The organism is Microbulbifer marinus (assembly GCF_900107725.1).
Classification (GTDB): domain Bacteria; phylum Pseudomonadota; class Gammaproteobacteria; order Pseudomonadales; family Cellvibrionaceae; genus Microbulbifer; species Microbulbifer marinus.
Map to the genome: position 1 here is coordinate 46193 of NZ_FNQO01000002.1, position 15689 is coordinate 61881.

10 protein-coding genes are annotated in these 15689 nt (G+C 60.9%); 7 read left to right on the top strand and 3 right to left on the bottom strand.

Annotation, left to right across the window (positions count from 1 at the left end; genetic code table 11):
* Positions 1 to 409: 409 nt before the first annotated feature.
* Positions 410 to 1114: a L,D-transpeptidase family protein gene (locus BLW36_RS17520; RefSeq protein ID WP_244506193.1), complete on the top strand. Its 705-nt coding sequence runs from the start codon at positions 410 to 412 to the stop codon at positions 1112 to 1114.
* Positions 1115 to 1182: 68 nt separating this feature from the next.
* On the opposite strand, the gene BLW36_RS08165 is transcribed toward BLW36_RS17520, so the two are convergent.
* On the bottom strand, positions 1183 to 2589 hold the full coding sequence (locus tag BLW36_RS08165; protein ID WP_091387147.1) for an alanine/glycine:cation symporter family protein: 1407 nt from the start codon (positions 2587 to 2589) through the stop codon (positions 1183 to 1185).
* A gap of 140 nt (positions 2590 to 2729) precedes the next feature.
* Positions 2730 to 4247, bottom strand: coding sequence for an MFS transporter (locus BLW36_RS08170; protein ID WP_244506194.1), 1518 nt, complete (start codon positions 4245 to 4247; stop codon positions 2730 to 2732).
* A 318-nt stretch (positions 4248 to 4565) separates the two neighbouring features.
* On the opposite strand from BLW36_RS08170, the gene BLW36_RS08175 reads away from it, so the two are divergent.
* The 4 genes from BLW36_RS08175 to BLW36_RS08190 all read left to right on the top strand — a co-directional run bounded on the left by BLW36_RS08175 (position 4566) and on the right by BLW36_RS08190 (position 11999).
* Entirely contained in the window at positions 4566 to 6440 is a 1875-nt protein-coding gene (locus tag BLW36_RS08175) for a glycoside hydrolase family 13 protein (RefSeq protein WP_091387152.1), read from the top strand.
* A 39-nt stretch (positions 6441 to 6479) separates the two neighbouring features.
* Positions 6480 to 8912: a glycoside hydrolase family 31 protein gene (locus BLW36_RS08180; RefSeq protein ID WP_170833169.1), complete on the top strand. Its 2433-nt coding sequence runs from the start codon at positions 6480 to 6482 to the stop codon at positions 8910 to 8912.
* 44 nt (positions 8913 to 8956) lie between these two features.
* Entirely contained in the window at positions 8957 to 10828 is a 1872-nt protein-coding gene (locus BLW36_RS08185) for an alpha-amylase family protein (protein ID WP_091387156.1), read from the top strand.
* Between the two features lie 319 nt (positions 10829 to 11147).
* Positions 11148 to 11999: a universal stress protein gene (locus BLW36_RS08190; protein ID WP_091387158.1), complete on the top strand. Its 852-nt coding sequence runs from the start codon at positions 11148 to 11150 to the stop codon at positions 11997 to 11999.
* A 66-nt stretch (positions 12000 to 12065) separates the two neighbouring features.
* On the opposite strand, the gene BLW36_RS08195 is transcribed toward BLW36_RS08190, so the two are convergent.
* Positions 12066 to 13709 carry an alpha-amylase family glycosyl hydrolase gene (locus tag BLW36_RS08195; protein ID WP_091387160.1) on the bottom strand — a complete coding sequence of 548 codons (1644 nt, stop codon included), beginning with the start codon at positions 13707 to 13709 and terminating at the stop codon, positions 12066 to 12068.
* 152 nt (positions 13710 to 13861) lie between these two features.
* On the opposite strand from BLW36_RS08195, the gene BLW36_RS08200 reads away from it, so the two are divergent.
* Both BLW36_RS08200 and BLW36_RS08205 read left to right on the top strand, forming a co-directional pair.
* A complete protein-coding gene (locus BLW36_RS08200; protein ID WP_170833170.1) occupies positions 13862 to 14776 on the top strand; it encodes an alpha/beta hydrolase in 915 nt (304 codons plus the stop codon).
* A 79-nt stretch (positions 14777 to 14855) separates the two neighbouring features.
* Positions 14856 to 15683 (top strand): DUF3014 domain-containing protein, encoded by an 828-nt coding sequence (locus BLW36_RS08205; protein ID WP_091387163.1) that lies wholly within the window; start codon positions 14856 to 14858, stop codon positions 15681 to 15683.
* Positions 15684 to 15689: the final 6 nt, after the last annotated feature.

Below are 15689 nucleotides of genomic sequence, written 5' to 3' on the forward strand. Positions count from 1 at the left end.
GCAGTTAAAAATCGAGTCGGCGCTGTCGATTCATCAACGGATTTGGAGGAGGGATTTGGGCGGTGTATCTACCGCATGCGCAGGTGAAACAGCACCCGAAGACGGCAACCAACGCGGAAAATCGGTTATCAGTATCCGCTCTAACCAAACTCCCCGTCATTACCTTTTGGTGTAATTTCGCCGATCTGGCGACCCTACCATCGTTTTCACTTGCTGTGGTAACTGCCGCGGCTCGCCCACTCTGCAGCGAATACCGGAGGATATCGGCACGCTGCGCTGGGGAAATCACAATCTGCTGTCGCGTCGTCAAGACGTACTGGAGTTCTTCGCCCCGCGAAAGCTCGCGCAGCGGATAGCGCTCGCAAATCGCTGTAGTTTGCAAAGCCCATTTGCAATAGAGAGGTGCGCAATGCAAAGCCGTTTTTCACTACTAAAACGATCGTCACTCGCCGCGTTGCTGGTACTCAGTGGCGCCCCTCTGGTAACACAAGTTGCTGAGGGCGCCGATTATCGCGACCCAAACAACCTCCCTCCGCATGTGCGCAGCTACTACAACAACTCGCGTAACCAGTACTACAACTCATACGATCGACCGACCTACAACTCGCGCTATTACACCAGGTCACCCTATGCGGGCAACGGTGCCCAGCAATACACGGGCAGATCCTGGTGGCGTCACGACGTTATCGGCGGTGCGCCGAGAATCGTGATCGATCTCAGCGAACAGACGGCCTATTTTTACAAGGGTGGAAAGCTGGCCGGCGTTTCGCCGGTGTCCACCGGCAAGGCCGGGCACCGCACGCCTACCGGGAACTTTCGGATCTCCGAAAAGAAATACAATCACCGCTCCAACCTTTACGGTCACTACGTAAGCAGAAACGGCTACGTATTACGCAGTAATGTGGATGTGCGTCGTGACCGCAGACCACCAGGCTCGATCTTCCGCGGTGCGTCGATGGATTTCATGATGCGGATCAATGGAGCCGTAACCATGCACGCGGGTTATGTGCCGGGCTACCCGGCCTCCCATGGCTGCATCCGCCTGCCCTGGCATATGGCGAAGATTTTCTTCAGCAACGCTACCGTGGGCACCAAGGTTTCCGTCGTACACTAGCCAAGCTGTCCGCAACAAAAAAAGGGCGAACAACTGTTCGCCCTTTTTTTGTTGCGGTTTTTTTTGCGTTACGCGGTATCTTCCAGCCTCGCCTTCTCATCGGACTCCATGCGTACGAAATAATCGTGCGCGGCGCGGTTGACGTATCTGGCCAACAGCAGCGTCGACGTCATGGTCGGAATCGCCATAATCGCGTACATGCCGATAATTATGCTGTTTACCGCGTTCAGCGATGCCACCGCACCGATCACGATCAACAGGATGTACATGGCCGTATAGAGCCCCTGAAAGCGGCTGCCGAACAGGAAGACGAAACACTTAACGCCGTAGTACCAGAAGGTGACGATGGTACTGAATGCCAACGGCAGCACCATCAACAACAACAGGACCGGACCGAAGTGTCCGAACACCTCGGAGAAGGCGTTCGCCGTCAGGGTAACGCCGGCGATCCCGTCGGCGTGCTGCCACACGCCGGTCAGCAGAATGACCAGAGCGGTACAGGTGCAGATAACCAGTGTATCGATGATCGGCCCCAGCATCGCCACCACACCCTCGCGAATCGGCTCGCGGGTCTTGGCCGCGCCATGGGCCAGGGATTCGGTGCCGATACCGGCCTCGTTGGAGAAGGCCCCGCGGCTGATACCGGTGGCGATTACCGCCCCCAGCGCACCGCCGGCCACGGCCTTGCCGCTGAAGGCATCGCTGATAATCAGCGCGAAGGCGGCCGGCACCTGCTGCCAGAAATAGCCGATCACGATCAGCGTCAGCGCCAGGTAGAACAGCACCATGCCCGGCACGACACGCACGGCGAACTTGCCGATACGCTGAATGCGCCCGGCGATCACCACCGCCGCCGCAATGGCCAGCACCAGGCCGGTGGCAAAATCGAACAGCAGCGACCCTTCCGCCGGTACCCAGCCGAGCGGCACCGCGAAGGACTCCCGCAGCAACTGCACCGTCTGGTTGGACTGGAACACCGGCAGCATGCCGCACAGCCCCGCCACGGCAAACAGCAGCGCCAGCGGCATCCACTTTTTGCCCAGCCCCTCGCGGATCACATACATGGGGCCACCCTGCAGTTCGCCGGCGGAGTCGCGGCCGCGGAACATGACCGCCAGCGACGCGGTGTAGAACTTGGTGGCCACCCCCACCAGCGCGGTCACCCACATCCAGAAAATCGCCCCTGGGCCGCCGGTACTGATGGCGATGGCCACACCGGCGATATTGCCGAGCCCCAGCGTGCCGGACAGCGCGGTCGACAGCGCCTGCCGGTGCGGTACCTGGCCGGGATCATTCGGATCGTCGTATTTGCCGCGCAGCAGGTCGATACTGTGGCCGATATGGCGATAGGGGCGGGCACGGGAATAGATCAGCAGCGCGAGACCGCCGCCGACCAGCAGTACCAGCAGCGGCGTACCCCAGACAAAAGCGGCGAAGGCGGCGAGAGCAGAATCGATGGACTGTAGAAATGACATGTTTTTTTGGCGATTGATCAGGTAGCCAATCAGTCTATGGAGGGCTGCAGTGACTTGTCAAAAACGCGCGCTGCCGGTGCGTCGGAAAAAAGGTAGCCCAGGAAATAAAAAAGCCCCTCTGGGAGGGGCTTTTTAGTTCATCAGGCGGTGACCGCTTCCTCTATAGCTCCGCTCTGTTCCGCGCGCTCCTCGCGGACAAAGAACACGGAAGCCGCGCCGAGGACCATAAACACCCCGGCCAGCACGATGATATAGATCGCCTGGTTGTCGAAAACACCTTTCAAAATTGCACCGGCCACCAGCGCGGAAACGATCTGCGGCGCGGCGATGGTGAAATTGAAGATGCCCATATAGACGCCGGTCTTGCTGGCCGGCAGCGAGTCGGACAGGATCGCGTAGGGCATCGCCAGGATCGCCGCCCAGGCGATACCGATACCGACCATCGGCAGCAGCAGACCAAGCGCGCCGCTCGGCACGGTAACTTCGGTGATCAGCAGATTCACCTGGGTCGGCTCGCCGCCCTGGAACAGCAGGAAGCTGATATAGCCGAGACCGCCCAGCAGCAGCGACAGCGCGTAGGTCGGCTTGCGGCCAAAGGTGTTGGCGATGCGCGCCAGTACGATGGAGAAGAGCGCCGCAAACAGCGAATAGGCGGCAAAGATAATCCCTACCCAGTCACCGGCCGCGCCCTTGGCCGCGGCGATATGCGCGGGGACCTGACCAACAGTCTCCAGATAGTGCGAATCGAACCACTTGGCTTCCACACCCCACACATGCTGGGTGATGGCCGGCGTGGTGTAGACCCACATGATGAACAGCGCAAACCAGGAGAAGAACTGCACCAGCGCCAGCTGGCGCATGGTCTTCGGCATGGTGAACAGCAGCTGGAAGAAGCCGCCGAGGCGCTGCGACAGGGACTTCTGCTCGGCGCGCTCGCGCGCCAGCTGGTCGGCATCGATGCCCTTGTAGGCATTGTACTGTTCCGGCGTGTACTCCTTGGTCCGGAACACGGTCCACAGCACGCTGCCGAGCAGCACCGAGGCGCCGATATAGAAGGCCCAGATGACCGACGGCGCCACTTCACCGGCCTGCGCGGTGTTTTCCAGGCCGATCACGTTGGTCAGGATAAACGGCAGCATAGAGCCGCAGACGGCGCCGATATTGATCAGCAGTGACTGAACCGAGTAACCCAGTGTGCGCTGCTCGGAGGGCACCATATCGGAAACCAGGGCGCGGAACGGCTGCATGGTCACATTAAAGGCCGCGTCCATCAGCGCCAGCATGACGCCGCCAAACAGGATCGGCGCGACGAAGGCCACCACGATGCCCGCGTTCGGCATAAACGCCATGCCCAGGGCGGCGGCGATGGCACCGAACAGGATGTAGGGGTTGCGGCGGCCGAAGCGGCTCCAGGTGCGGTCCGAGGCGGAGCCGACAATCGGCTGCACGATCAGCCCCATCAGCGGCGCGACTATCCAGAACAGCGACAGCGAATGCAGGTCCGCCCCCAGGTCCGACAGGATGCGGCTGGCATTGGCGTTCTGCAGCGCAAAGCCGAACTGTACGCCGAGGAAACCGAGGCTGACATTCCACACCTGCCAGAAGGGCAGTTTGGGCTGTTTCACTGGCTGCGCCATCGCGCCGGATGCATGAGACATAGGGTTCACCGCTGATAACTGATTATGGTTATGCGGCGATTGTCGCAGGCCTGTCGATAGAGTCCCTCCTCCCCGGCGGGGGGAGTAGGGGGCTGCGCCGCCGACTTCGACCCGGCCCCGTGACGCGGCGATAATTCTCCACCCTCCCGTATCCTCGCCTGGGTCATCACTGCCTCGAGCCCAACACACGGCGATATTGAGCAATTTTTACCCAACAGGCGACTACTGACCTCCCCCTCTTACGAGGGGGATACCTGCCACCTGCCCAGGGGGCAAAATGCGATCTGGGAACTTTTAACTAATAAGCAGGAGCCCGAGATGAGACGGTTACCAGCGCTGTGCCTTGCCACATTAACAACGGCCGCCTTTATCTTCGTATCGCCCGCGATGGCAGCTAGCCCGGATCCGGTGCAGCAGGTCGAGCCACCTTTCTGGTGGACCGGCATGGCAGTACCGGATCTGCAGCTGATGGTGCACGGGCGGGAGCTAGCAGGCCTCAAAGCGCAGCTCGATTACCCCGGCGTGGAGCTGCTCGGTACCGAGTCTGTGGAAAACGGCAACTACCTGTTTATCGACTTGCGGGTCTCACCGGAAGCTGCTCCCGGCACCCTGCAGATTGCATTGCAAGACGCCGACGAGACCCGTGCGGTCATCGAATATGAGCTGAAGCAGCGCGCCCCGGGTTCTGCCGAACGCCGCGGCTTCGATTCCGCCGATGCCATCTACCTGATCACGCCGGATCGCTTCGCTAACGGCAAGCCAGGCAATGACGACACCGCAGACACCCTCGAAGGCACCGCTCGCAGCGAGCCCGGCGGCCGCCACGGCGGTGATATCGCGGGTATGCACCAGCACCTCGACTACATCGCCGACATGGGTTTTACCCAGATCTGGCCCAATCCACTGCTGGAAAATAACCAACCCGGATATTCCTACCACGGCTACGCCATCACCGATCACTACCGCATCGACCCGCGTTTTGGCAGCAATGAGGAATTCCGCCAATTCGTCGCCGCCGCCCGCCAGAAGGGATTGGGCGTTATCCAGGACGTAGTGTTGAACCACATCGGCGACAGGCACTGGTGGTTGAGCGACCTACCAGCGCACGACTGGCTGAACGGCAACGGCCTGAAGAAGGGCGAGTATGTCATTACCAACCACAGCCGCTTTACGCCACTGGACCCCTATACGAGCGATATCGACAAGCGCGAATTCGTCGAAGGCTGGTTCGTTGATTCGATGCCCGACATGAATCAGCGCAACCCGCTTCTGGCCAACTACCTGATCCAGAATACGCTGTGGTGGATCGAGTATGCGGATCTCAGCGGTATCCGTGCCGACACCTACGCCTATTCCGATCCAGAGTTCCTGCAGCATTGGGCTCTGCGGATTCAACGTGAATACCCGAATTTCAATATTGTCGGCGAAGAGTGGACCCGCAACCCGGCACTCGTTGCGCACTGGCAGCGCGGCGAACACGACCCGGCCAGCGGCGGTCGCCTTAAAAGCATGATGGACTTCCCGCTGCACTACGCGCTGCGCGATGGACTGGCAAACTCTGACAGCTGGAACAGCGGCCTGATCGCACTCTACGAGGGGCTGGCCAATGACTTTCTCTACCCACAACCGGACCGCCTGGTGATCTTCGGCGGTAACCACGATATCAGCCGCCTGTACAGCCAGCTCGACGAGGATCCGGCGCTGTTCAAGATGGCCATCGCCTATATCGCCACCATGCGCGGAATACCGCAGTTCTATTACGGCGATGAGGTACTGCTGCAGAGCCCCAAACACCGCGACGATGGCGTCGTACGTAGCGACTTTCCCGGCGGCTGGACCGGCGACCGCAGCAACGCTTTTACTGGTCGGGGCCTGAGCAAAAAACAAAAGGCGGCGCAGGATTACGTTCGAGCGCTATTCAATTGGCGACGCCAGACACCGGCGATTCACAGCGGAAAACTGAAACACTTTGCTCCGCGCAATAGTACTTATGTGTATTTCCGCTATGACGACAGTGACAAGATCATGGTGGCCTTCAACAAGTCTGATAAACCGCAAAGACTTGATAGAGCGCGCTACGCGGAAGTCATCAATAACGAAACCCAGGCCACCGATGTTGTCACCGGTCAGCGCCACGCACTGGACACGCTGACACTGCCCCCGCGGGATGTACTGGTACTGCAACTGAATTAACGAAACAAACCCGACTACATATATAAAATTGAGCCGATGATGATAAGAAAGTTATTTCTGCGCAGTTGCGCTCTGATTGTGCTGCTGCATGGCAGCCTCGCCGACGCGGAGCAGCTGCGGCAATACCGCAATCATGAGTTAAACGAGTCGTCACTGACCATCGATACCGGCGATACCAGCGTGACGCTCACGCCACTGGGTGAAGGCGCCCTGGAGGTACACTACCAGCGAGACGGACTCAAACAGCTGCCCTCTTTCGCCATCGACAGCGGCAAGCCTCAAGGGCCGAAAGCGACACTGAGCGAAGAGAAGGACAGGCTGATTTACCGCACCGCCGGCCTCACCGCAGTGATCCACAAGTCTCCCTTCCATATCGACTACCAGCGCGGCCAGCAGCCGCTGGTCGGTGAGGAGCTCGGCTTTTTCGCCAACGAGACGATGCGCGGCTTCCGTTTTACACTGAAACCGCAAGAGAAACTCCTCGGTGGCGGCGAGCGCGTGCTGGGCATGGACCGCCGCGGCCAGCGCTTGCCGCTCTACAACCGCGCACACTACGGCTACACCACCGAATCCAGCCAGATGTACTTCTCGCTGCCAGCCGTCATGTCCAGCAACAAGTACATACTGCTGTTCGACAATTCCGCTACCGGCAACCTGGACCTGGGGGCCAGCGAAGAGGACGTATTGCAGTTCGAGGCCGTTGGCGGCCGCACCTCCTACATCATCGTCGCCGGCGACACCTATCCGCAGCTGATCGAAAACTATGTAGCCGTCACCGGCAAACAGCCGCTGCCGCCGCGCTGGGCGCTGGGCAACTTCGCCTCCCGCTTCGGTTACCACACCGAGCAGGAAGTGCGCGCGACCGTGGACAAGTTCGCCGAAGAGGATTTCCCGCTGGATGCGGTCGTGCTGGATCTCTACTGGTTCGGCCCGGATATCAAGGGCCATATGGGCAACCTGGCCTGGGACAAAACTGCCTTCCCCGAACCGGAAAAGATGATGGCCGACCTCAAGGAACGCGGCATCAACACCATTTTGGTTACCGAGCCATTTATCCTGTCCACGTCCGAGCGCTGGGACGAGGCGGTGGCCAACAATGCCCTGGCCAAAAACCTCGCCGGCCAGCCCAAGCGCTTCGACTTCTACTTCGGTAATACCGGCCTGATCGATGTCTTTTCTGAAGATGCCGGCGACTGGTTCTGGAATATCTACGATGGCCTGCTGCAGCAGGGCGTGGCCGGCTGGTGGGGCGACCTGGGCGAGCCCGAAGTGCACCCTTCTGACACGGTGCACGCCATCGGTATGGCGGACGAGATACACAACGCCTACGGCCATAAATGGGCCCAGCTGCTGCACGACAAGCAGACGGCAAAATATCCGGAGCGTCGCCCGTTTATCATGATGCGCGCCGGCTTCGCTGGCTCCCAGCGCTACGGCATGATTCCGTGGACCGGCGACGTGGCCCGCGAATGGGGTGGCCTGCAGCCGCAGGTGGAACTGGCGCTGAGCATGAGCCTGCTCGGTTTCGGCTACACCCATTCGGATCTGGGCGGCTTCGCCGGCGGCGAGAACTTCGATCGCGAACTCTACATTCGCTGGCTGCAGTACGGTGTCTTCCAGCCGGTATACCGCCCGCACGCGCAGGAGCACATCGCCTCCGAGCCGGTTTTCCACGACCGCCGCACCAGAGACATCACGCGTGAATTCGTCAAGCTGCGCTACCGCCTGCTGCCCTACAACTACACCCTGGCGTTCGAGAACAGCCAGACCGGCATGCCGCTGATGCGCCCACTGTTCTTTGAAAACGAAAGCGACCCGACACTGATCGACTACAAGGATGCCTACCTGTGGGGCGACGATTTCCTGGTAGCACCGGTGACCGAGGCCGACATCGACGAAGTCAGCGTGAAACTGCCCGGCGGCGTCTGGTTCGATTACTGGAATGACGACCAGTACAGCGGTGAGCAGGCGCAGGTGGACGTGGACCTGGAAACCATCCCGGTGCTGGTTCGCGCCGGTGCTTTTATCCCCACCATCGACGATATCGCCACCACCCGCGACTACTCCAGCAATACTCTGACGCTGGACTACTACGCGCACGAGTCGGCGGCGCAATCCAGTGGTTACATCTACGAAGATGACGGCACCACAGTGGATGCTTTCGCCCGCGGTCAGTACGAGAAACTGACCTTCGCCGCCAACCGCAGCGACGCCGGTATCGACTTCGCCTTCAATCGGGAAGGCGATGGCTATAAGGGTATGCCGGGAGAGCGCGCCATCACCCTGAAGATCCACAACTGGCAGCAGGCGCCCACCAGCATCGATGCAGATGGCGCGCCCCTGAAGCTGCTTCAGCGTAAGAAAGACTTTGCCTCTGCAGCGCAGGGCGCCTGGTATGACAAGCGCAACGACAGGCTGTTGGTGAAGTTCAACTGGGCGCGTGGCGCGCTCAAGCTGGCGGTCAAAGACTGACAAGCGGCACACGAACTAGCTGCACAAATAATTCGGGTACAGAAATGAACAAAGTAAAAACACTGCTCGCCGCCGCGCTACTGGCCTCCGGGTTCGGCTGCGCGGAAAAGTCCGAACCGGTAGCCGCTGACGCAACCGAAACCCAGGCTGTTGAAAAGCCGGTGATCTATCAGGTGCTGCCGCGCCTGTTCGGCAATACCAACCCCACGAACAAGCCCTGGGGCACCATCGAAGAGAATGGCGTCGGAAAATTCAATGATTTTTCGCCCAAGGTCCTTAAGGAGATTCACGATCTCGGCGCCACCCATATCTGGTATACGGGTTCCCTGCACCACGCGCTGGTGGGCGACTACACCGAGTACGGCATCAGCAACGATGATCCGGACGTGGTCAAAGGGCGCGCCGGCTCTCCCTACGCGATCAAGGATTACTACAGCGTAAACCCCGATCTGGCAGAAAATCCGGCGGAGCGGCTGCAGGAATTCCGCGCGCTGATCGATCGCAGCCACGAGCAGGGGCTGAAAGTCATTATCGATATAGTGCCGAACCACGTGGCGCGTGCCTACGAATCGCTGGACAAGCCCGAGGGCGTGCGCGACTTCGGTGCCGATGACGATACGTCGGCGACTTACGCGCGTGACAACAACTTCTATTACGTTACCGGGGAAGAATTCCGCGTGCCGGTTTCCGATGCCGGCTACCGTCCGCTGAATGGCGAGGCCAATCCGCTGGTCGATGACCAGTTTGCGGAGAGCCCGGCCAAGTGGACCGGTAACGGTGCGCGCAGTCCGCAGCCCGCCATCGACGACTGGTACGAGACGGTCAAGATCAATTTCGGCGTGCGCCCGGACGGCAGCAAAGATTTTCCGGAGCTGTCGGCGGAATTTGCCCAGAAGGACTACGCCGCCCATGCGGCATTCTGGGCCGACAAGGAAGTGCCGGATTCCTGGAAGAAATTCCGCGATATCGCCCACTACTGGTTGGACTTCGGCGTGGATGGATTCCGTTACGATATGGCCGGCATGGTGCCGGTGGAATTCTGGAGCTACCTGAATTCCTCCATCAAGATGAAAAAGCCGGACACACTGCTGCTGGCCGAGATCTACACCCCGGAGCGCTACCGCGATTACATCTTCCTCGGCAAGATGGATTACCTCTACGACAAGGTCGGCACCTACGATGCCATCCGCGCAGTGATGGAAGGCAACGGCAGTACCGACAAGGTTGCGGAAATCCAGGCGGAGTTGCACGATATTGCCCCGCATATGCTGCACTTTATGGAAAACCACGATGAACAGCGTATCGCCAGCGCGGAATTTGCCGGCAACGCCAAAATGGGCAAGGCCGCGATGCTGGTTTCTGCCACGTTGTCTGCGGCACCAACGTTGGTGTACTTCGGCCAGGAACTGGGGGAAGCTGCCGGTGAGGATGCCGGCTTCGGCAAGGCGAGCCGCACGACCATCTTCGATTACTGGTCTGTCCCCACTGTGCGCCGCTGGAATAACGATGGCCAGTGGAATACCGCACAGCTGACCGACAGCGAAAAAGAACTGCGCAATTTCTATCAGCGTCTGTTGAATTTCTCCGCCAGCAGCGGGGCCCTGCGCGGTGAATACATGGATCTGCACGACTACAACCGCGAACATGGAAAAGGTTACGATGACAAACTGTTCGCCTTTGCACGCTGGGCCGGCGACGAGCGGTTGCTGGTGATTGCGAACTTCGACAACAAAGACCGGCCAGTGCAACTGCAGCTGCCGGCTGAACTGTTGCAGAACTGGAATCTGGCTGAAGGTAGCCACGCGCTTGCCGATCAACTCGGCCAGATGGCAGGTGAGCTGCAGGTGAGCGGCGGCCAGGGAACAATAACGCTGCGATTACAGCCCTTTGCCAGCCATATTTTCCGCATCAACTGATATCGCCATTGCGGCGCAAGCCGCAATCCAGATCTGGGGGCCGGTTCGGGTCGAGCCGGCCTGCCTCAACGACTGTCGCACCCTGCCGCCTCACGCTACCCGACAGGCCTTCGGCCCGCTTCTGCGGCGTACGACGCGCTCTTGATCTAGCTCAATACACGCCTCGCCGCATCCGCCATCATGTGTCCTGAATCTGGCGCGCTAATACACATTCATCGCCGGCAAAATCACCGGACCATTGGCGCGCCGTGTTAGATTAGACCGCCAAGTCAAACATTGACCATAAGACCGGCAGCACCCCCGGCAACCAGGAGGAAAGATGGAAGAGCAGACCACAGTATTCGTAGTCGTGGATCCCAATGATGAACAACATGTAGCACTGGAGCGCGCGCTGACCACCGCGCAGATGCGCAACCCGCAACCGCGGCTGGCGGTATTCGTGGCCGTGGACGGCGAGGCCGTCGATACCCGCGCGGTCAACGATCACCTGTTCCGCGACGAATCCTGGTTTCGCGAGCAGATCCGCGAGCCGATCGCGGCGGCGGGACTCGAGTGTGAGATTACCGTGTGCTGGTCCAGCGACTGGCAGGCCGCCATCGTGCAGGAGTCAAAGCGCTGTAACGCCGAAATGATCTACCTGCCGGTGCACGCCAAGAACAGCCGCCGCTTTACCTTTGCCGAATCCAAGTGGCAGGTGCTGAAAACCGCCCGCTGCCCGGTGGTGCTGATCCGTCCGGGCGCCAAGGCCCGCCGCAAGGTGGTGCTGGCAACCGTCAACTACCAGGCCAAGACCCAGGAGCAGCGCGAGCTCAACCGCCAGATCAGCGAGCGCGCGAAGTATATTGCCGCGAACTACGATGCCGAGCTGCACCTGGTGAACGCCTTCCTGGATTCCATGCTCTACCCGGATCGCGGCGCGCTGGCCAAGCTGGCGGACAAGACCGGTGTGCCGACCCACCGCATCCACGTGAAGCGGGGCTACACCAGTGACGTGGTGGAAGAAGTGGCGCGGGAAATCGACGCCGACGTGGTGGTCATGGGCACCCTGAACCAGTACGGCGCCACTGGTACCCTGCTGCGCGGCAACACCGCCGAGCGGGTGATCGGCCAGTTGGACGTGGATGTGATGGTCTGTAACCAGTTCACCACCACCGCGGCCGACGCCAGTTAAGCCGGCCCTACCGGCGGCGCACATCCGCGGCGCCGCCGGATTTCATCGCCCCGGTCGCGGGCGCTATCAATCCTGCCTTTTTACCGGCGCCAGCAGTACCAGATCGTACTGGCTGTCGATACGCACTTCACCGTCGCGAACTTTTATTTGCTGACCGGAGTAGAAGTCCTGCAGCTCGGCGCCATCAACAAACACGCCCGCTACGGATATGCGTTTCTCGCCGCGCTCGGTATCCAGCGCCACCAACACGGATTCTTCGCCTGCCAGAGTACGGGCAAAGGTATAGGGCTTGTCCGCGAGCTTCCGGTGTACGCCGGCACCGACTGCCGGATGCGTCTGACGGAAGCGGCCCAGCTTCTGCCACAGGGCCAGCAGCTCGCGGGTTTCCGCTTTTTCCAGGTCGCCCCAGTTCATCGGGCTGCGCAGCTGCGCATCGCCCCGGGCTTCCGCCGCGGTGAGGGGCCGGGCCAGCTCATCGCCGTAATAGATCTGCGCCCCACCCGGTGCGAGCATCAGCTTCAGTGCCGCCTCGCGTGCGCGCTTGCGCTCGCGATCGAAGGAGTTCATATCGTCGTGGGACGTCAGGTAATTGAGCACGCCGACGCCGTCCAGCGCGCCACCATTGAGCGCCTGTGAATAGGCGGAAAAGATCGACTCCATGTCCTCCTTACCGGCGCGCGCTGCGATATCGAAGTTGATCAGACTGTCGAAGCCGTAATCGAAGAAGTCCACCTTTCGGTCACCGAAGTCGAAATCGCGTCCGCCGCTGATGCCGTAGCCGTACACCTCACCGACCATAAAGAAATCGCGGTCGTCGAGTTTTTTGCGCGGATGCTCGGCCTTCCACTCGGCCAGGGCGAGGCGCGCCTCCTTCTTCAGTGCCTGCCAGACTTCCGGCTCGACATGCTTGACCGTGTCCACGCGGAAACCGTCCACGCCGTATTCGCGCACCCAATCGGTGGCCCACTTCACCAGGTAGTACTTGGGGGCGCGCGGGTAGCCGGTGCGCCCGAAGAATGCATCCAGCTCGGCCCGCTCCTGGTCGAGGCGCCCTTCCCGCTTCCACTTGGCAATCAATTGCGGCGGCAACTCGACCGGCTGCTCGCTCTCGGTGCGGATATCCGGCAGGTTGTCGACCAGCATGCAGCTGACAGTACCGGCAAAACCGGACCAGTCGCACACGGATTCGGTGCGACTCCACTCCGCCGGCCACAGCGAATCCTTGCCAGTCACCGGGCCGGTATGGTTCACGATCACATCCAGCAGGACGCGAATGCCGCGGCGGTGCGCCGTCTCGATCAGTTCTGCCAGCAGCGCTTCGCTGCCGAAGTTGCGATCCACGCTGGTCCAGTCCTTGGGCCAGTAGCCGTGGTAGGCGTAGGTGCGCCCGGTGCCCTCGTCGGTGGCGCCATGGATCTGCTCGTAGACCGGCGACATCCACAGGGCGTCGACGCCCAGCGCGTTGAAATAGCCCTCATTCAGCTTGTCGAGGACGCCCTGCAGATCGCCGCCGTGAAAGCCGCGCAGCGGGTCGGCGTCGCCCCGGCGTCCGTAGGCCAGGTCGTTGTCCGGATCGCCGTTGTTAAAGCGGTCCGGCAGCATGAAATAGACGGTGGCATTGCGCCAGAAGGGATCCACCGGGCTGGTCGCACCGACAGCCTGCGCTACGCACAGGAGCAGCGCCGCCAGGAAGCTGGTCAATTTTTTCATTGTTCTCTCTGTGGAGTCATCGCTCAGAAAATGCCCAACCTACTGTAATGCGCGCGGCGTTTCGCGCATCCTCCCGCGCAGGGGGCGTAGGCGGGCAGGCCGCGCCGCGCATAGTATGGAAGGCTCCCGCTCCGTACCCCGAGGATACCGGCATGAGCACAACTACAACTTCCACCCGCGCCCACAGAGCCGCTCTCAGCAGCTGGCGCGTAGCGTGTACTGTCGCCGCCGCCCTGCTCGCCGCGCTGCTCGCGGCCTGCGATGGGCACGACGGCACTACTGCCGCATCCACCGCCCAGGCCAATGTGACTGTGCTGTCGCCACTGCAGATGGAAGCCCTGCAGCGGCAGCGCAGCGTGCGCATCTACCTGCCGCCCTCCTACGACTCATCGGAGCGGCGCTACCCGGTGCTGTATATGCACGACGGCCAGAACCTGTTCGACGATGCCACTTCCTTTGTCGGAGAATGGGGCGTGGATGAGACGCTGAATGCACTGGCGGAATCCCACCATCTCGAGCTGATCGTCGTCGGCATCGATCACGGCGACGACCACCGTATTACCGAACTGAATCCCTTCGATCACGAAAAATTCGGTGCCGGCGAGGGTGAGGCCTATCTGCGGTTTGTCGTCGAACAGCTGAAGCCACAGATCGATCGCGACTACCGCACCCTGCCGGATCGGAACAACACGGCAATCATGGGCAGCTCCATGGGCGGCTTGATCTCCCACTACGCCATCAACCGCTACCCGCAGGTATTCAGCAAGGCCGGCATCTTCTCCCCCGCCTATTGGGTTGGCCCGCAGATTCTGCCGCTGACGGAGCAGGCCACGCCCGCCGACGCCCGTCTCTACCTGCTGATGGGCGGCCGCGAGGGCGAAGAGATGGTGGAAAACTTCGCGCAGATGGGCGAACTGCTGTCCCGCAGCCTGCCGGGAGAGCGCTGGCGCGCCAAACTGGTGGCCGAAGGTGAGCACAACGAGGGGTTCTGGCGCGGCGAACTGGCCGAGGCCGTGCTATGGCTATTCGAGGGGGAAAACTTTGCGGCCTCCGCCAGCGGAGAGTAATGTAGCGACTCCGGGCCGCGGGAAACCGCAAGTGGCCGTCGCGGTCCAATAGTCAAACCGCAGCAACAGGAGGCAGGGAATGTCGGAGCACGAGTCGAGTCAGGGTTGGATCATCGGTCTAGTGGTCGTTGTCGTACTGGCGGCGGGGGCCTACTGGTTTCTGTCCGGCGACAAAGCGGAGGAACCCGCAGCACCGATTGCAGTAGAGCCCGAACAGGAAGCCGAACCCGAACCCCTGCCAGAGGTCGAGGCGCCGCCGCCCCCCGAGCCGGCTCCCGTAGCAGAGCCCGAGAAAGGACCACCCCCGCCCCTGAATGAAAGCGACGAAGCCGCGCTGAAAGACCTGATGAGCCTGGCGCCGGACGGTGCGCTGGCGAAGTGGCTGGTACCCGATGAGGTTGTGCGCAAATGGGTCGCTGCCGTCAATGCGGGCTCCCGCGGCGATTTGATCCACAAACACCGCCCACTGAAGACCATCAAGGGCCCGATCATCGTTGCCGATGAGGGGGCTACCGGCATGGTGCTATCCCCCGACAACTATCACCGCTATGACCAGCCGGTGCGCCTGTTCGCACTGATGGATACCGATGCCGCCGTCGAAATCTACCGCTACTGGTATCCGCGCCTGGCCCAGGCCTACGGCGAGCTGGGCATCAGGAACAAGAACTTCCACCAGGAAGTGCTGCAGGCCATTGACCATGTGCTCGCCGCGCCGCAGGTCGACGAACCGATCAAGCTGGTGCGCCCGTCGGTCTATTACAAGTTTGCCGATCCCAAGCTGGAGAAGCTGCCGGGATTGCACAAGCTGATGATTCGGATGGGGCCTGATAATGCGGCGCGGGTGAAGGAAAAGCTCACGGAACTAAAAGCCGCGCTGGAACAGATACCGGTACAAGAGGGCAACTAAGTCGCA